This is a genomic window from Massilia sp. GER05, assembly GCF_052056005.1.
GTDB classification, from domain to species: domain Bacteria; phylum Pseudomonadota; class Gammaproteobacteria; order Burkholderiales; family Burkholderiaceae_D; genus Telluria; species Telluria orientalis.
In genome coordinates this window covers 791,622-809,327 of sequence record NZ_CP178858.1, presented here as the reverse complement: position 1 = coordinate 809,327, position 17,706 = coordinate 791,622, and the positions used below count along the sequence as shown (strand labels likewise).

At 56.6% G+C, this 17,706-nt stretch carries 16 protein-coding genes and 1 pseudogene; 9 read left to right on the top strand and 8 right to left on the bottom strand.

Features of this window, described 5'->3' with window-relative positions:
* Window positions 1-33: 33 nt before the first annotated feature.
* Window positions 34-357: a BON domain-containing protein gene (locus ACL58G_RS03580; RefSeq protein WP_413336863.1), complete on the top strand. Its 324-nt coding sequence runs from the start codon at window positions 34-36 to the stop codon at window positions 355-357.
* 1 nt (window position 358) lies between these two features.
* On the opposite strand, the gene ACL58G_RS03575 is transcribed toward ACL58G_RS03580, so the two are convergent.
* Together ACL58G_RS03575 and rtcR are read right to left on the bottom strand one after the other, a co-directional pair.
* Window positions 359-1,123, bottom strand: coding sequence for a GIN domain-containing protein (locus ACL58G_RS03575; protein WP_440965211.1), 765 nt, complete (start codon window positions 1,121-1,123; stop codon window positions 359-361).
* 126 nt (window positions 1,124-1,249) lie between these two features.
* Window positions 1,250-2,851, bottom strand: coding sequence for an RNA repair transcriptional activator RtcR (rtcR, locus tag ACL58G_RS03570; RefSeq protein WP_440965209.1), 1,602 nt, complete (start codon window positions 2,849-2,851; stop codon window positions 1,250-1,252).
* Window positions 2,852-3,037: 186 nt separating this feature from the next.
* Between rtcR and ACL58G_RS03565 the strand changes: the two are divergent.
* Window positions 3,038-3,553, top strand: a pseudogene (locus ACL58G_RS03565) (RtcB family protein); the annotation flags it as partial.
* A gap of 249 nt (window positions 3,554-3,802) precedes the next feature.
* On the opposite strand, the gene ACL58G_RS03560 reads toward ACL58G_RS03565, so the two are convergent.
* The 3 genes from ACL58G_RS03560 to ACL58G_RS03550 form a co-directional block, all read right to left on the bottom strand.
* The gene (locus ACL58G_RS03560; RefSeq protein WP_440965207.1) at window positions 3,803-4,753 is read right to left on the bottom strand and encodes a sce7725 family protein; all 951 of its coding nucleotides are present in this window, start codon (window positions 4,751-4,753) and stop codon (window positions 3,803-3,805) included.
* A gap of 48 nt (window positions 4,754-4,801) precedes the next feature.
* Window positions 4,802-5,620 carry a sce7726 family protein gene (locus tag ACL58G_RS03555; protein WP_440965205.1) on the bottom strand — a complete coding sequence of 273 codons (819 nt, stop codon included), beginning with the start codon at window positions 5,618-5,620 and terminating at the stop codon, window positions 4,802-4,804.
* A 275-nt stretch (window positions 5,621-5,895) separates the two neighbouring features.
* A complete protein-coding gene (locus tag ACL58G_RS03550; protein WP_440965203.1) occupies window positions 5,896-6,885 on the bottom strand; it encodes a hypothetical protein in 990 nt (329 codons plus the stop codon).
* 178 nt (window positions 6,886-7,063) lie between these two features.
* On the opposite strand from ACL58G_RS03550, the gene ACL58G_RS03545 reads away from it, so the two are divergent.
* Window positions 7,064-7,348, top strand: a complete 285-nt coding sequence (locus ACL58G_RS03545; protein ID WP_440965201.1) for an H-NS histone family protein — start codon at window positions 7,064-7,066, stop codon at window positions 7,346-7,348.
* An 891-nt stretch (window positions 7,349-8,239) separates the two neighbouring features.
* Here ACL58G_RS03545 and ACL58G_RS03540 read toward each other — a convergent pair.
* Window positions 8,240-8,803: an HAD domain-containing protein gene (locus tag ACL58G_RS03540; protein WP_440965200.1), complete on the bottom strand. Its 564-nt coding sequence runs from the start codon at window positions 8,801-8,803 to the stop codon at window positions 8,240-8,242.
* Window positions 8,804-8,969: 166 nt separating this feature from the next.
* On the opposite strand from ACL58G_RS03540, the gene istA reads away from it, so the two are divergent.
* Window positions 8,970-10,049, top strand: a complete 1,080-nt coding sequence (gene istA, locus ACL58G_RS03535) for an IS21 family transposase (protein WP_440962794.1) — start codon at window positions 8,970-8,972, stop codon at window positions 10,047-10,049.
* Window positions 10,046-10,831 (top strand): IS21-like element helper ATPase IstB, encoded by a 786-nt coding sequence (gene istB, locus ACL58G_RS03530; protein ID WP_413382469.1) that lies wholly within the window; start codon window positions 10,046-10,048, stop codon window positions 10,829-10,831. Before istA ends, istB begins: the two co-directional genes overlap by 4 nt.
* Window positions 10,832-11,986: 1,155 nt before the next feature.
* Here istB and ACL58G_RS03525 read toward each other — a convergent pair.
* Window positions 11,987-12,349 carry a hypothetical protein gene (locus tag ACL58G_RS03525; RefSeq protein WP_440965198.1) on the bottom strand — a complete coding sequence of 121 codons (363 nt, stop codon included), beginning with the start codon at window positions 12,347-12,349 and terminating at the stop codon, window positions 11,987-11,989.
* Window positions 12,350-12,647: 298 nt separating this feature from the next.
* On the opposite strand from ACL58G_RS03525, the gene ACL58G_RS03520 reads away from it, so the two are divergent.
* Window positions 12,648-12,920, top strand: coding sequence for a helix-turn-helix domain-containing protein (locus ACL58G_RS03520; protein WP_440965196.1), 273 nt, complete (start codon window positions 12,648-12,650; stop codon window positions 12,918-12,920).
* Window positions 12,921-13,175: 255 nt separating this feature from the next.
* Here the strand turns inward: ACL58G_RS03520 and ACL58G_RS03515 are convergent, their stop codons facing one another.
* A complete protein-coding gene (locus ACL58G_RS03515) occupies window positions 13,176-13,670 on the bottom strand; it encodes an Hcp family type VI secretion system effector (RefSeq protein WP_440965194.1) in 495 nt (164 codons plus the stop codon).
* Window positions 13,671-13,846: 176 nt separating this feature from the next.
* On the opposite strand from ACL58G_RS03515, the gene ACL58G_RS03510 reads away from it, so the two are divergent.
* The 3 genes from ACL58G_RS03510 to ACL58G_RS03500 all read left to right on the top strand — a co-directional run bounded on the left by ACL58G_RS03510 (window position 13,847) and on the right by ACL58G_RS03500 (window position 17,686).
* Entirely contained in the window at window positions 13,847-14,335 is a 489-nt protein-coding gene (locus tag ACL58G_RS03510) for a glycoside hydrolase family protein (RefSeq protein WP_440965192.1), read from the top strand.
* 850 nt (window positions 14,336-15,185) lie between these two features.
* The gene (locus ACL58G_RS03505; protein ID WP_440965190.1) at window positions 15,186-17,438 is read left to right on the top strand and encodes a hypothetical protein; all 2,253 of its coding nucleotides are present in this window, start codon (window positions 15,186-15,188) and stop codon (window positions 17,436-17,438) included.
* An 80-nt stretch (window positions 17,439-17,518) separates the two neighbouring features.
* Window positions 17,519-17,686 carry a type II toxin -antitoxin system TacA 1-like antitoxin gene (locus tag ACL58G_RS03500; RefSeq protein ID WP_136219040.1) on the top strand — a complete coding sequence of 56 codons (168 nt, stop codon included), beginning with the start codon at window positions 17,519-17,521 and terminating at the stop codon, window positions 17,684-17,686.
* Window positions 17,687-17,706: the final 20 nt, after the last annotated feature.

The window sequence follows — 17,706 nt, the reverse complement described above, 5'->3', positions numbered from 1 at the left end:
TAATAAAATTCTTGATAACTCGGGAGAATCGCCATGAAGCTCACTCGTTTTCAGTCCGCCATTGCCCAGTCAGTTCTCGCAACCTCGCTGCTGGTGTCGCTCGCAGCCTGCGCGCCGACGCCGACCCGCGAAGGCACGGGCGAATACATCGACGATTCCGTGATCACCGGCAAGGTGAAAGCGGCCTTCGCCGCCGATCCGACGGTCAAGGCGACCCAGGTGCAGGTGGAAACCTTCAAGGGCACGGTGCAACTGAGCGGCTTTGTCGATTCGCGCGAATCCGCCCAGAAAGCCGTGGAAATCGCGCGTGGCGTGAACGGCGTGAAGGCCGTCAAGAACGACACGGTCATCCGCTGACTTATTGCCAGCTCACCTTGCCGAAGCCATTCGTCGTCGCGTTGCGCGTGGCCGGCTTGCCGTAGACGGTGGCCGAGCCCATGCCGCTCAGATTGACGTTGGCCGCCGTTTTCGCGTACACGCTGGCGCCACCGAGGCCGGTCATATCCAGGTCGACGGTTTCTGCGCGTAATTGTTGAGCGTCGAGACCGCCGACGCCGCCCAGTTGCGCGCGCAAGACCTTGGTCTGGCCGGCCACGGTGATATGGCCGGCGCCGCCCAGGTGCAGTTCGATGCGGTCGGCCTGGCCGGGATTCAGCGTGAGACCGCCGACGCCGCCCAGGCGCGCGTCGACGTCGCGATATTGTCCCGTGAAGCGCACGGCGCCGGCGCCGTCCAGCGCGAGCTTCAGCTTGTCGCCGCTGAAGCCGGAGACCTCGCTCGATCCAACGCCCTGCGACACGAATTCACGCAGGTTCGGCACGGTAAGATCGGCGCGCAACTCGTTCTTGCTGTTGCCTTCGAAACGGGTGTTGTTTTCCATGTCGATCACGAGCGTGTCGCCGCGCTGCGTGGTCGTTACCTTCGTCACATAACGGCGGTCGCCGGACACCACGAGCGACGGCGTCGGTCCCTGGTGCAGGTTCAGGCGGATCACGCCGCCCAGGCGTACCTTCGATACGTTCGCATCCACGGTGCGGTTTTCGCGGACGAGGTCGTCGGCCAGGGCATGCGCGCTCAGGGCCAGGGTCGTGGCGAGGAAGGCGCTCTTGATCAGGTTGTTCATGTTCGGGGTCTCCAAATAGTGGTCTGATGGAATCACTATAGGCAAACACCTCGTAGGCAACCTGTCGATTGCGACAGAACGCAGCATTGGCGGTACAGGCCGCGAAATCGCCGCGCCATGCTGCCCTCAAGCATGCACGTCGTCCCAGGACAGGCCGAAGCGCGCCAGATACTTCTTGAGACGGTCAGCATCGTTCGGCTGGCGCTTGGCCGTGCGCGAGACGGCGAACAGCTTGCGGCCCGCGTCCGACAGCGACTGCGACTGGCGGCAGATCCCCACCACGGCCTGCAGTTGCAGTGCGTCGAACTGGTCGAGCTGCGCCGCCGCGTCCGTGCCCAGCAGCGCGTCGAGATCGGTCGCTGCCTGGGCGACGTCGCGGAAGGGCCGCCAGAGCTGCCGCAAGCGCTTGATTTCGTCCTCGACGATGGCGTCATTGATCCGGCCGGACTCGGCCAGCGTTGCCATGCGGGTGATCGACGCGGAGAGGTCGCGGAAGTTCCCCGTCCAGCGCGCTTCCTGCGACATCGCAAACCGCATGTAGCGGTCGCGGGCCTCCTTGTTGAAGCGGACCATCTGCCCATGTTCGGCGCCGAATTCGCGCAACAGGTACTCGATGTTCGGTTCGATGTCTTCGCCGCGCTCGACGAGGCCCGGCAATTCATACGTCCACAGATTAATCCTGGCAAACAGGTCTTCACGGAAGCGGCCATGGGCGACCTCGCGGCCCAGGTCTCGATTGGTGCCGGCGATCAGCTGGAAGTCGCTGTGCACCTCGTGGTCGCCGCCGACCGGCAGAAAACGCTTCTCCTCGATCGCCTTGAGCAGCATGGCCTGTTCATCGAGACCCAGTTCGCCGATCTCGTCCAGGAACAGCACACCCTTGTCGGCCGTGCGCAGCAGACCGCTGCGCTCCGACATCGCGCCCGTGAAAGCGCCCTTGACGTGGCCGAACAGCGTCGAACCCGCGCCGTCGCCATGCAGCGTCGCGCAATTGATCTCGACGAAGCGTCCAGCCGCTCGGCGGCGCGTCTTCTTGAGCTCGTACAGGCGGCGCGCGAGGAATGATTTGCCGGCGCCGGTGGGCCCCATCAACAGGATCGGTGCGCGCGACTTGATCGCCACGCGCTCGATCTCGTCGATCATCGTGTTGAAGCGCACGTTGCGGGTGGCGATGCCAGATTTCAGGAACGCCACGGCATCCTGCTGTTCCCGCGAGAAGCGCCGGGCGATCTGGTCATATTTCGACAGGTCGAGGTCGATCAGCGCCAGCGTGCCGGGCGCACCGGGCGCATGCCGGCGCGGTGGCGACGTCTGCAGCAGGCAACCCGGGAAATAGCGCGCTTCGGTCATCAGGAACATGCAGATCTGGACCACGTGCGTGCCGGTCGTGATGTGAACCCAGTATTCCTCCCGGTCGGGCTCGAATGGATAGGCGCGCGCGAAGTCGAACAGGGCGCCGTAGACCTGCTCGAAATCCCAGGGATCGTCGATATCCACCCGGCGCGGCACGATGCTGGTTTCCGGCGATACGGTGCCGATGTCCTGCACGACCTGGTCGAGCAGCGGAGTCGGCTCGCCGTTGTACAGCAGTTCCAGGCGGTCGATGACCACATCCTCATGCTGGGTCAACGCGACGGTCGGCCGCCATTTCTCCCAGCGCGCGCTGCCCTTGCCGTTGTCGAGCTGGGTGCCGATGAAGCCGATGACCACGGTGTTCTTCTTTTTCATGAATATAAATTTTTATAAATTAGGATAAATTTATCATGAAGGTCCGGCCTACCGCAGCGACGGGCCAACAATAAATGTTCTGGATAATCAGCGTCTTGGCGCCATCTTCAGGACGCGACGAGGAGGTGGCACGCCGTTTGCAATGGAAGGGGTAGAGCAAACGAGACACACATGGAGAGAGCAACGATGAAATCCGAACACTACGATGTCCTGAACGTGGACGGCGGCCGTCCGGTCAAGATGTGGACGCGCGGCGTCCCGGTCGAGGAAGGTGCCAAACAACAGCTGGCCAACACGGCGCGCATGCCGTTCATCTACAAGCACATGGCGGCGATGCCCGACGTCCACCTGGGCAAGGGCTCGACGATCGGCAGCGTGATCCCGACGCTGGGCGCCGTGATCCCGGCCGCCGTCGGCGTCGATATCGGCTGCGGCATGATGGCCGCCAAGACGACCTTGAGCGCGAACGACCTGCCCGACAACCTGGGCTCGCTGCGCAGCGCCATCGAGCGCTCGGTGCCGCACGGGATGTCGCCGAAGACGCGTGGATTCAAGGGACGCGACAAAGGATCGTGGGACACCCCGCCGCAGGCCGTCGACCAGGCGTGGATGGCGCTGAAGGACGAGTTCGACGTCATCTGCCAGAAGACGCCGAAGCTGAAGAACACGAACAACTACAAGCACCTGGGGACACTCGGCACCGTTTCCCTGAATGAGAACGAAAAAGCCCGAAAGTTGTCAGTCGTACGCAACACATCAACCGTCTAGTCAACGACTTCGCAAGAGGAAAGCTTGTACGTAGGGTGGTCCCTTTCCGTTGTGTCACCTGCTACCGCCATGCGCTCAAGATGGTTGGAACGCGTCCATGCTGTCTCCCACATCCCTATGCATGCAGTCCTTAGTGCGTCTACGCGCGCGTGCTCCCACCCCCTATAGACACATCGAACGAAATCAGTTTCCAGTCAATAAGAAGTAGTTTACGCGCTCGATGTGATGGTGAATCTGCCGCTCTTTGTTCTTTCCGAGGCCCGGGAAGTGCGAATTATTATGATTTTGCAGGTAGTCGTTGATTGCCCCGTTAGAGCCGAACTCGGCGACGCGGCTGTGGTACTGGCCAGCGAACTTTGAAACCGCCTGGAGGAATTTGCCTTCGGTTGTGCCGACGCCAATGTCCACGTCATCAGAGACGAAGTGTTGCATCCAAAGATTGCCGTCGTTGGAGCACTTGTAGGTAAGGTGAACAGCAACGGCACCTGGCGGGCCTCCGCCCGGTTGGAATTCGGCCCCGGTCACAGTGTAGTCGCCGAATCCGGTGCCGAACTGACTGTACAAGCGATGATGGTCGGTAAAGTGCTCTTGACCATGGTAGTCAGCATTGCGGGGTTGCTTGTTGAAGTTGTCGGTGACGTGTACCGTTTTGGCGTGAGGCAGTAGCGCAAGATGAGAGTTCGGCGCTTTCCCTTGCAGGACAATGTGAAACGCGGCGTTTGGTACTTGAGCCAGAGAATTAACGGCAGCGTCGGACAAGCCAGAGTTCAGGTAGAGAATGGCGACATCTCGGTTCGCATATTTTGTCAAGAATGCCTGAACTTCTGCGTAGGGCACGCCCGGGCGGCACATGAAGCCAGGGATGAGTGTAGGGGAGGCTCCGAACGTTGCGTCCACGACAGTGAGCCATCCTGCAGAGGCTCCGCCTTTGAGTTCACCTTGGTACGGGTTGGTAACGATAACGGCTCTTTGCCCGCGCTGTCCGATTTCCGTCATTGCCTTGATGAGTGCGGCAGGTTTCGCAACTACCGGTTCTACGATTGGCACGACGAGGCCAGAGGACAAGCAGCTTTGACTAGTGCTACGCAGCGCGAGGAGTTCAGATGCGCGACCAAAAACGTAAGGGAAATACATAGCGGCCTCCAAGGTAGTGGGCAACTACCACCGAGGGCGCATGCGTCTCTAGGATAACTGTACTGGCTTAGCTAGAAGTCCTAAAACCGTAGCACGCTGGCTCCCTGAAAGAGGTGTAGCGTATCCTAAAGCACGTAAAGACGGAGGTAGCTTTGTAATAAAGTCTACATCAGTTTTGTTGGTTGTACGAATCTTTAATGCTTTTACAAAACACTTATGCACTTGTTCAGTCGTAAGCTGACGAAACAGTTCTTCGCAGTGCGCAGCTATCAATCCGTTTGGCATTGGTGGCACTGGCCCGACGGCCGTTTCGATAGCGGTTAGGTACTCTTCACGCCGCATGCAACGAAAAATGGTGTAGTGGTCGACGTTGTCTTTGTTGGAAGCAGCTTCCCGGTAGGGGGTTAGCGAGTGCTGATTCGATAGGACAATGAGGCCGACGCGTGAGTCGAGCTCACGCTCATAGCGCGACACATGTGCAGGGTGAGTGACGACGTACACCTTATCAAAGGCTTTGAGATAGTCGGCACTCTGTGACGTCAAGCGTCTCGAGGTATCAAACTCAGTTTTAATTTCGTACGCGGTGGTAGTGCCATTTGCGACTACTACATCGGCGATTGAGCCGCCGACCCGTAATTCGACCTGGAAGCCGGCAGTACGTGGGCTATGCCGCTTGAAGACCAGTCGTGTGGCGAGTTCGTTTTTGTAGACATACTCGTTCCGATAGCTCGTGGCTAACCGGTCCCAGCCACGCTCGAACAACTCGTCCAGGCGGAGAGTTTCAACATCTTGTTCTACCAGACCGTGCTTACTAAGAAGCTCGCTGACCTCACGTGTATCGCCCGTGCGCGCAAGCTGTGCGAACATTGGTCGGGTATAAGCCCGTGAGAGCAACCGTAAGGAGTCAAGGGCAGACGTCATGTTGTTGTGCGGAATCGGGAGTGTAGTGTATAGGCACGAGCCGCAAATCCTCTACCTTTTGTATGAAACAGCGCGACATTTTAGCAGGATGGAGGGCCTGGGTCAGCTCTACCGTGCTCCTCTGACGATGCGAACGCAAACACAGGCACAACCTGACGCAGGCCAACCCAAGTTTCTTTCAGGGCAACAAGCGTCTCGCAACAACGGACCCCACGGCAAGGTCATCGTCCCCAGTTTACCTCTCGAATCACGAAGCCCAAGGCATGAAGCGCATACTCAGCATCAAGCTCGTCAATCTGGCGCAATGAATGCTTGAACGATTCATTGTCTTTTCCTCGAGGGTGTAGCCGGTTGATTGTCTCAAGAGCGCTTCGTAACGCCACCCGCTCACCTTCGCCAAATTGCCGTCTTACTGCGTTTATCCATTGACCGAGGTCTTGCTCAATGGGGTTGGCAGAACTAGTCACTTTCTGCATCCATCGTGAGATAAGCATGACCGCGGCATTTCGGCAGTGGTCAACCACTGACTGCGGCAGTTCTCGGTAGGCTGAGTTGACGACACGGTTCAAGGCCGCCTGTACCCCTGGCAAGCTGTTGGTAGCAATCTGGGTAGAATCGAGTTCTGAGATTACACCAAACACGGACTCTGCTCGAAGCGTAACCAACACATCGCCCGAAGCGATTCGTTCCGTTTGAAGGATGCGCCACAATGAATGACCGTCTTTCCGGCCCAGCGCGAGCTGGAGACCTTCACCACGATTACGCCTCTGAAGAAGGTCAGTGCACTCGTAGTAGACACTCAGCTCCTTGCTGACGCGGCCGCCGTTGTTGGCTGCTTTCAATAAGTCAGAGTTGATTGCAGGGTGGGCTTCAACCTGAGTTGGCTCCCAGCTGACGGGGCCAAACTTCTGGAATAATCGCCCTCGGCGCACTCGACTGCCGGGGTCGAAACTGCCGTCGATGAAGGCCCAGCCTAAACCGTCGAAATCGCTTGGAATACGTTGTAAGTCGGCTGGCCCCTCAATCAGAGTTGCTTGGGATAGAGCCGGAGTCGGCCACACAGGATGAGTTGGACCATCCATGCCTTCATAGACAAGCCCTGTGCGTCTATCAAAACCTAATCTTGCCATGCCTGCTCCAATGATGTCCTCAAGATAGCAAGCATGCCACATCTTCAGGTTAAACGGCCGTCGGGGAAGGAATGAAGCCATGACAGTTTTTGAAAGGAAAAGCGAGCGGAAACCGCAGAGGGGGCTCGACGTATCAAGGTTCCGTCCTTATCTCACGACCGCAGTTAGATGGAGACACCGAACGTGTGAATAGTCGGGCAGGAATATGGTTTTATGTGGCAAATTCCGGTTCTTCTTTTTATGTGGATGAGGCTAATAGATGCCTACGTATGCTGAATTAAAAGCGCAAATTCAGGAATTGGAAAAGCAAGCTGAAGCTGCTCGTCAACAAGAGCTCAGTGAAGCCAAGAAAAAAATTCAGGAACTGATGCAAACCCATGGCATTACCGCCGCTGACCTGGGACGAGTCAAAGCAGAGTCAAAGCCACGCGGCGCGGTTCCCGCTAAATACAGGGACCCAGTCTCCGGTAAGACTTGGACTGGTCGAGGCAGGGCGCCCAGCTGGCTTGAAGGTCGCGATAAGGCTGATTTTCTTATCGGCTAGAATGCGCAGGCAATAGAGCGCATTTACCGGTGGCGTCATGTCGGTCGTTCGGAACTATACTTCTGCCCGACATTAACACCTCCAACTCTATGCCTGACCTTACGCAAGACCGAATAGCCGACGACGACCTTCGAAAAGCGGCCTACCATGAAGCCGGCCACAAAATCATCTATGAGCTCTTCGGCGGCGCCGGTGACGCTGTTGTCTGGAAGAACGCAAGTGGGAACCCTGATGAAGTGGCCTGGTTAGGGCAGTTCCGGCCTCGCATTTGCGCGGAGCAAATGCATGAAGTATGGGCCCGCGCAGGACTGGATGTCCCCACACTGCCTTCAAACTGGCGTGCGATATACGGCATGGCGGGCGTAGTCGCCGAGCAAATTCTGAACGGCGAGACAGAGGTTGAATTTATAGCTGGGAATTTGTACTTAAGAATATGTTACGCCGAAATATCGGCAACTGATTTGGCGTCGATTGGCGTCACGGATATAGACGATTTCGAGGTCGACATCGAAGGTGTCGAGCGGTGCACACAGCATCTTCTTGCACACTGGCCGTTAGTGACGCAAGAGGCGGAGTATCTCATTGCTGCCGCGTCATACGCTTCGAGTAGACCCCGTCATCCCACATGCTGAGAAAGTATCAAAGTCCTTGATACTTCATGATACTTGCCGGCCCGCGCCTAAGGTAGCTATCGCTGAAGCGGGTGCACTCCGCGAGAAGGCGTTACCTCCTTGCCTTGGCGCGCGAGTATCGCGGGAGGATATTCCAACAGTATTTAGAAACCCGTGTTCATACAGACTCGGGCACTGCCTGATGAGCTCCTGCGTCGTCATGGCTCGACGAGAGACGGCCGCATCAAGGTAGCGGCCAGGAGCATTTCCTTGGGTATTTTTACCGCTCAAGTGGAATATCACCACCTACTGCTCCTTGGCGCTGCAGCTGCCTACACGCTTCCTTCAACCGCTTCTTAGTGAATCCGAACCCGCTCCTGCACAGGACAACGTGTCCGTCCAATGCGAAGGGAGAGTGCGCCAGGCGGGTCCCACTCCAGCTGTCGTCAATAATGATGAACGGTTGCGACGGCTCACGATGTGCCTCGAGCCACCACTCGATTTCATCCCGTCGACTCGACGAGAGCGCCCGTGGCGTTCTCCACTCCGCATGCAGGTTCTTCACAACGAACTGCAGCTGCGTCCGAGTCAATGCTTCGCACATCTGCTCTCGGTCGAGATATGTTGCCCAGGACGAGCTAATAACATATACCGGTTCGAACTCAGCATGCAGCTGACGCAAATTCTCTGCTGCTCCCGCGTCAACAAGGCGCTCCCACATCTCTGGATAGTCCGGAACCGTCTGCTCGAATATTTTCAACATCTGGCCGCTGTGATGCACATCGTCTAAGCAAAGGACGTCGTCCATGTCGAGAAACACAAGGGGGCGAGCGTCATGGCTCATATCGCCATCCTTTTCCGTTGTTGTCCATAATTTATCTCTTCGGAATCAATGAACTGTATGTCATCCATAATCTAAGCCCGTTGTCAGCAGCGGTTGTAAACTGATACAGGCAGCGATTGAAAACTGATACACCGATTTGAGAAGATGGCCGCTTTGCGGAGCGGCCTTGAAACCCAAAGAGGTGTACGTGGAAGTCAAGCTACTGAAGAAGCATGGGTTGAGCCTTCGGCAGATTGCCGCTGAAGTCGGCTGCGCAGTGAACACGGTGCGCCGGCATCTGGCTCTGGAGGCCGTGCCGAAGTACGAGCGCAAGGTCAAGCGCCAGACGAAGCTGGCGCAATTCGAGCGGTATCTGAGGGATCGGCAGCAGGCCGCCCAGCCCGATACGATTCCAGCCACGGTGCTGTACCGTGAGATCGCAGCGCGCGGCTACGAAGGCGGCATGAGCCAGCTGCGCGCCTTCATGCGCACGCTGCGCCCGACGCCGCCGGTAGATCCGGTGGTGCGTTTCGAGACGGCGATGGGCGAGCAGCTGCAGGTGGACTGGGTCGAGTTCCGCAAGGGCAGCGCGCCGCTGTATGCATTTTGCGCCACGCTCGGCTTTAGCCGGGCCAGCTATGTGGAGTTCGTCAGCAACATGAAGGTGGAAACCCTGATCGCTTGCCACGAGCGCGCTTTCGCTGCCTTCGGTGGCGTGACGCGGCGGGTCCTGTACGACAACATGAAGACGGTGGTACTGGAGCGCGACGCTTACGGCGAAGGCGAGCACCGCTTCCATGCCGGCTTCCTGGACTATGCCAGGCATAGCGGCTTTGTGATCAAGCTGTGCCAGCCGTACCGTGCCAAGACCAAGGGCAAGGTCGAACGCTTCAACGGTTATCTGCGCCGTTCGTTCTACGTGCCGCTGGTGAGCCGGCTGGCGCAGAGCGGCCAGAAGCTTGATGTCGTAACGGCCAACGTGGAAGTGGCTCACTGGTTGCAAGAAGTGGCCAATGCACGCATCCACGGCACCACCGGGGAGCCGCCAGCCGCGGCGTTGAAGCGGGAGTCGGAGCACCTGCAGCCACTGCCAGCACCGTGGCGGGCAGACATTGCGGCAGCCCGGCCGCAACCGGCAGTAACGGCGCCTGCGGCACCACGGCCGGCGGCAGTGGTGGAGCGGATCGCGCAACCTTCTCCGGTACAGCATCCGCTGCAGGTCTACGACGCGCTGCTGATGCGGGTATCGGAAGGAGTGGTGGCATGAATCTGCAGCATGAGCGGATCGCGGCGCTGTGCGAGAGCCTGAACCTGCCGTTCGTGGCGCAGGGCTACAGCGCCGCAACCCAGAAGGCAGCCAAGCAGGGAACGGCCTACAGCGACTTCCTGGAAGGCTTGCTGAGGGAGGAAGTAGCTGGACGCAATGTGCGCAAGCAAAGCACGCTGACCCGGCTGGCCGGATTCCCGGCAGTGAAGACGCTGGATGAGTTCAACTACGACTTTGCCAAGGGCGTCAAACGCAGCCAGGTCGAGGAGTTGGCCGGCCTGGGCTTCGTCGAACGGCATGAAAACGTGGTACTGGTCGGCCCCAGCGGCGTGGGCAAGACGCACTTGGCAATGGCCCTCGGTTACAAGGCCACGCAGGCCGGCATCAAGACGCGCTTCACGACGGCAGCCGACCTGTTGCTGGCGTTGACGACGGCGCACACGCAGAACAATCTGAAGGCGGTGATGCACCGCGCGATCAAGGCATATCGGCTCCTGATCATCGACGAGATCGGCTACTTGCCGATGAACCGGGAACAGGCCAATTTGTTCTTCCAGGTGATCGCGGCCATGTACGAGCGCAGCAGCCTGGTCGTGACCAGCAACCTGCCGTTCGGGCAATGGGACACGACCTTCGCGCAGGACACGACGCTGACTGCGGCCCTGCTCGACCGGTTGCTGCACCATGCGCATATCGTGCCGATTGCAGGGGAAAGCTATCGCTTGAAACACCAGCGACAGGCCGGAATGATGAGGGGGAACGACGTTGCAGAACTGGGCTGAACACGGACGGTGTTCGGCGACGGCGGTGTATCAGTTTTAAATCGCTGGCATGACGAAATCTGTATCAGTTTTCAATCGCCGTTGACACCCGTCGGCGTCCTTGTTTACGCACGTCCAGAAGCTCTACGATTATTGGCAACGGCGACGGCTCAGAGTAGGGCTCGTCTTTACTCAATATCGCCATCGAACTAGCCGGCGTACTGCAGAAAAAACAGCGCGTGAACCGTGTCGTAGACACCGTACGTGCGCCATAAAGTTCTATCGCTTCGGCCGCGTTCAGCGTCGCTAGAAGAGCGTTCGTTGCTGCAACTGATGCGGCAGCATCTTCCGCAGATATCCCGTAATGGTCGCAGTGGCAGGTCGGGCACCTAACTATGGCGAGTACTTTAGCGTCGTGAAATGTACCAAGGGTCCTCGGCCCAGATTTGTTCTTCCTCCGGGCGCGCTCGCGTGATAACTTCCCTACTGGGGCATCGTTTGGGCTCATATAGTTCCTTCTATAGCACGGTCGCTAGCGCCGTGACCGTGTCTGGCCAAGTTAAGTGGACTGCGGCCAAATACGGCTCCAATCACTTTTGAGGTGGATGGACTCAAGCACCAGGTCCGACGTGAATGTCACGTTATATGTATGCTGGTCATCAGTAAAAGTGGTCAAATGCATACCGTGCAATTTCTGCCAATACCAATCATAGGTAAGGTTACTGAGCCCATGTAACGGTACGGAAGATTCGAATACTGCCGCAAGAGCTTGGTCAAAAGCATGGACTGTCGCAGCCCTTGCCCGGAAATAGTCATCTGGCGCGCAACCAACGCGAAGTAGCGCCTTCAAATGCTTTTTTGCGTAGTGATACGTCGCTAGGGCTTGTATCTCACGAAGGAAGTCTGGGAAGCTGCTCGGACAGTAAACATGAAGTAAATGTTCGAATGTGGAAGCTATTAGCGCAGGTTCGGTCTGTATGATAACGGACTCAAGATGGCGCCTCTTACTTTTGTTCGTTTTTGCCATTGTGGAGTCCGTTATGACATAGCGCCCCCATATTAACGAATCCTCGGTCAGAGTAAATGGACGGCCGAGCCATGGCGGCGAGTGCATTGGACGAATGCGTTTTGCAATCATTTCTGAGGGTGGAGGGTGACCTTTTATTTGCGGTCTAATCATGCGACCGTTGGGAGTTCCTCCCACATATATTCGCAGATTTCGAACCATATCTGACCTTGGCTTATAAAAAAGAAATTAAACACCGGCCAACTGCCGGCTAAAATCTCTCTTTTTTTTGGCGGCGAGGTTTCAAATACTCGTATCGACGCTGTTGCTTTACGTGCCTGAGACATGAGTTTTACAACCTCCGCTTGCGTTGTAGTTATCGGAAAACCAACTATTCCGCAAAATTCAGGAAATTGCATGGCGTGGACACGGCGGTCTTTATGCTGCTCCGCATATGCAACAAGCGCCTCGATGGCTTGGACAATGTTCGACTTCAACCCAGGCGTGTGCAGGCGTAATGTTGAAACTTTCAATTTTTAAACTCACTTCTAATAGAGGAAATGTGGCGGCCTGTTCATTAACTCGCAGGGCAAATGCGTAACTCACGGAGCCGATGCACAACAGGTTTTGTTATTTCTCTTTTAGCAAGCGCCGCTCGTCTCAGCTCGATAGTTAACTTCTCGCCTAGCTAGCAGCTCAAAGGCTGCAGCACAGGAGGTAGCAGCACAGGAAGGCTCAACGTAATCTGCACTATTCTATCTTGGAATATTCGATTTTGGAATATATACCGGCTCCGTGCAAGCTGTTGCTCCCAGCAAGCAACAGCCGACAATGGAAAAGACAATCTACACACGAGAGTACGGCGTCATGCTCAGAGTCCTTCGCGAGATGCGTGAGCAGGTACCCCTTACTCAGATGGAGCTCGCGTCGAAGTTGAACGTCACGCAAGTGTTCATTAGCAAATGTGAGAGCGGACAGCGTCGGTTAGACCTAATCGAACTACGAGCATGGTGCGCGGCGATGGGTGTCTCGACTTCAGACTTTCTCGAGGCAGTTGAGGCTGGAATCGCAAACGCGCATACACAAGGAGATGCGCCCGGGTGAGTTTTGGCAAAGCTGCACGTTACCGCTCAGGACTCAATCCCGAGGCCCCCAAGGACGGCTGATGACTGGCTCATCCGCCTGAGCGAAGTTTAGAACAGAATCAGAACGCGATTAGCCGCACTGACCTAGCCGAATAGGAGCGGCGGCACTAGCACAGCTTTTACCGCCGAACCCGCACCATGGCATGCTTATGAGCTGAGCTTCTCTAGTTCTGAGCACCAGAACGCGGCCGGGGGCTCGGCGATTGACGACGGCTTACGCCGCCACTTTGTTGGTAGCCAAGTCCCAGCCGCCCACGGTGCTGCCACCGGCGCCGCCGCCAATCTTCTGCTGGGTGTAGCGCCACTTTATCTTGCTGAACTTCAGGCTGACGTGTTCGTCGAGGATGGTGCCGGGCTCGATGCCCGGCGCGATTCCGCCAATAAGCACGTTCTCGAGTTCGATTTCGAAATACTTGACCGGCTCGCCTTGGCCGTCAGCCCGCATGAACTCGAACTTGGCCCGGGCGAGGGTCTTGCCCATGGCGCATGTCTGCATCAGGATTGGGCTGGCCAGGTCGGCCACCTTGGTGAACGATACTTCTTTCAGCTCTGCACGCTCGGCAGTATGCCCACCGCCAGTCGAGGCAGTCGCACTCTTCGGCTGCAGGATACCCCAGTGCACACTTGAGCACTCAATCCAGCCCTGGTGCTTGCTGTCTTGCGACTCGCCCTTGATACCGTCAATTTGTAGATATACGTCGATGGCCATGCGCCTCTCCTGTTGATATACAGCCGCAATTATTTGCTGACAGCAGCAAGCGTTACTTGTGCCGACACAACAGACGAGCACACCGATACCGATAGATTGGGGGTCTATCGAATTCTGTAGGAGCCACAGGCATGGGGCAGGCAGCAAGTCAGGGCGGAGCAAACGACAACTTGAGCATGAGCGGCGACGCTCGAAAGCGGATGCGCCGGCGCGAGGTTGACGTCTTCAACTACTACGACGACATGGGGCCCGGAAAGGGGAACTGCACGTGGGGTGCCGGAATTTTGGCGCACCGCGGTCCCTGTACACCAGAAGAATTGGGAAAGTCTGTCAGTCAGGCTGAGGTCGATGCCGAGTTTTCACGCAAGGTAGCCCACGCGGAGCGGATAGTGCGTATCAACGTCACTACCCAGCGTCTAAACCAAGCGCAGTTCGATGCTTTGGTCAGCCTCACTTACAACGCTGGCGAGCGCGGTGCCTCCGGAACCTTCGACCTTGTCGATAGCGGTGACTTCAAAGGGGCAGCCGATAACATCTCGAAGATGATTAAGACGACCGTCAAGGGCAAGAAAGTCGTCGCACGCGGTTTGATTTCGCGGCGAAAGGAGGAGGCGGCGCCATTTCGGGAAGCGGCTGAAGCACAGGCTCAGACGGCTAGGAAATAAGGAAACCGAACATGTTTCAACTTACAGCACGCCTGCGGGCATTGTCCCAAGCCACCGCACTTGTCATCATCACTTGTGCCCCGCTTACGACATTGGCAGCGGAGTCCGGTATCGATGACTTGGTCGGTACCTGGACACTTACCAAGGTCTTGGACTCGTCAGAAATCTCGTCCATCGACGATGCAGAGGCAGCGGCCCTTGTAGGCAAAACCCTAGTCATCACTGCGGACAAAGTCACGGTTGCCGGCAAAAGCTGCAGGAAGCCACCGCGGTTCACTCACCACTACGAAGACGCTGCGCGGTATATCCGAGAGACGGCTCATGCATCAGTTGGCCGGCTAGGTGTCCCCACAACGGTTGAAGCCGTAGACTTGACGTGCACTGAGGCCCTTATAAAAGGGTACAACCGTATCGTCATCTATTGGCAAGGGTTCTTCTTTGATGCGGTCAAGCAGGAGCGGGGTCAGCCTTAATGCCACGTACAGTGGTACCTGTGAAGCGCGATGTCTTCGGCGTTTTGCATGATGCCCTTGCCAGCAGCACGGCGTTGCGTGGTGAGCGACGAGAGTCTTGTCGCGTAACGTCTTGAGTGAATACGTCACGTATCGCAACCCACACTCTAGTTTGGTCTTAACAGAGCCCTGCATCAGTCAATCACTGCCACTGATAGTGCCTGGCGGAACATTCTGGCACTCTTCTCTTCCCATCTTGGACCTCTAGTCTTGCGGCGTATTCCCTGCTGTGGAACGATGTTCCGCGATGTGCCAAACATGTTGACCAACCGGCCAAAGCCGGATATTATCCACTCCACAGGCGGTTTGGCACACCTTGGCACATCACAGGGGGAGATATGGGTAAATATACGGCTACAGCTCGACAAAATCCAGGACGTAAGGCATGGCTCGTCGATTTTAGGCATCCACTTAAAACTGACAATGCCGGCAAACCTGGTCGCAAGACCCGTAAAGGGCTTGGCACCGAAAGTGTGCAAGAGGCTGACTTTCTAGTAAAACAGCTGCAGACCTTGTTGGACGATGAGTCTTTTTGGTCGGTCGGTGAGAAGGCTAGGGCGGCAACGTTGTTCGATGCGCGCGTAATTGAGATTTTTTACGCTGAGCTTGAGCCGCGGGCAGGCAATCCTCGAGAGCTCCGTGACCAGCTTCTCCCTCTTCCAGGGCGTGAAGATGGCTACGCTCGCATTATGCTTTTGGGGGTTCCTGGGGCGGGTAAGACAACGCTGCTGCGTCAACTTATGGGAACTCATCCTGAGCGAGACCGATTCCCATCCACATCGGTCAATCGCACGACCACGTTTCCAACTGAGGTTTTCTTGCGTGAGACCGGGTATGAGGCGGTTGTCTCGTTCATGTCCGAGCACGAAACTCGGTTTGAGATAGAGGAATGCGTCTCAGCCGCTGTGCTTGAGGCGATTTCAGGGGCCAGGCGGCAGGTCGCGCGCACTCTGCTGGAAAAAAGTGATATGCGTTTCCGCCTGAAGTATATCCTCGGCGACATCATCGAAGAAGACGAAGAGGTAGACCCCTACAGTGTTGAGGACGACGATTCTAGCGTTGTCGCCGGTAGCTCCGACCCGTCAGTGGTAACAGAGGCAGAGGCGCTCGAATTTAGTCAGCGCCTGGAAACGTACTTAGACAGAATCGGGAATCTGGCGAGCCAGGCAAAACGGGCGGTTGAGGAAGCGTACGGTGAAAATGTCGCAGATATGAAGCCCGAAGACCGCAATGCCGCGCTTGACCTGATTCAAGAGCAAGCATGCGAATCCCCGGATTACCTCGACATCGTGTCCGAAATTTTGGACGATGTCCGTACCCGGTTCGACTTGATTGCTGATGGTCGTTTTGAAAAAACCACAACTGGTTGGCCCCGTGCATGGCATCTTAAATGCGAAGACGACCAGCGAATGGATTTCCTTGCCGCAGTACGCTTTTTTTCCGGAATATCTGTCAACGCGTGGGGGAAGCTGCTTACGCCAGTTGTCAACGGCATGCGCGTTGGAGGGCCGTTCCATTCCGTCTGGGCTGAGCAGGAAGCTAAGCTTGTCTTAATCGATACTGAAGGGTTGGGACATAAAGCTGGCGCCAATGCCGACCTGCCGGAGCAGATGGTACTCATGCTGGATGAAGCGGATGTCATCCTGCTGGTAGATAGCGCGAAGAATGCAATGACGAATTTTGCCGCTGGCAAAGCCGTTGAAGGGATTGTCAACTCGGGTCATAGCAGCAAGCTCGTCGTCGCCTTTACTCATATGGATACCGTTTCCGGCGAAAATCTCAAGGGACGCGCGAAGCTAGACCACGTCTTCGGCGGCCTGCGAAACGTGGTTGAAAATCAGGTTGCAAAATCGGTGTCCGCAGACGCGGCAAGGTACTTACTCGAGCACTTAGAGAGGAGCACGTTTTACTTGGGGCGGCTCGATGACTATGAAGCCAAGCCTGCTCGCCCCGAACTGAACCGTTTGCTGCAGCGACTGGTTGATTCGCAGCCGGCTGTATTCGAGCCTGTGGCGTTCCCTGAATATAGTGTCGACAATCTCGTGCTTGCCATTCAGAGGGGGGCTCGCATGTTCCGTAGCCCATGGCGTGCCATTCTAGGGTTTGAATCACATCCGGATGAAACCGCGCGGCATTGGCAGACTATTAAAGCGCTGAGTCGACGTTACGCGGAGGGATGGCCTGAAACCTTCACGCTTCGCCCTACGACGAACTTGATTACTGCCCTGTCGTCCGCTATCTCCCGCTTTTTGGAAAACCCCGCGAGTTGGAGCGGTACGCTGACATCAGAAGAAAAGCGAGAGACCATCGAGCGTATTAAGACTTTGGTCACCCGCCAGCTTCCGGCACTCTGCGCAAGAAGGTTGCGCGAGCAACCTCAATCCACATGGGTTGACGCCTTTGGCTTGCGTGGACCTGGGAGCACATTTGAGCGTCGAATGAAAATCGAAGGCATCTACGAGCGATGGGTACCCATTCCTGATGAGCGTGGAGACCGCGAAGTTCAGGAGTTTATGAACGACGTAAAAGAGGTTGTGATGTCGGCAATCAGCGTGGTCAAAAATGAAGTAGAGGCTAACGCTGACCAATAAAAAAACTGCAATATTTTTTTCGCTGGGCAAGTCGGGCTTGCGTTACAATTGCGGTACATTTTCTCTTGCCAATCTGCAATATGGAACGCAAGTCTGACACGCTGAATCTTCGGATAACCCCGGAATTAAAGGAATTGATTCGATTGGCCGCTGAGCGGGAACATCGAACAATCGCAAACTTCATTGAAGTGCTGGTGAGGCAACACTGCACTACGCACGAAGTAGCTGTGCCAAATAAGCAGCCGTAGAGCCGCTAAGTCAACTAGGG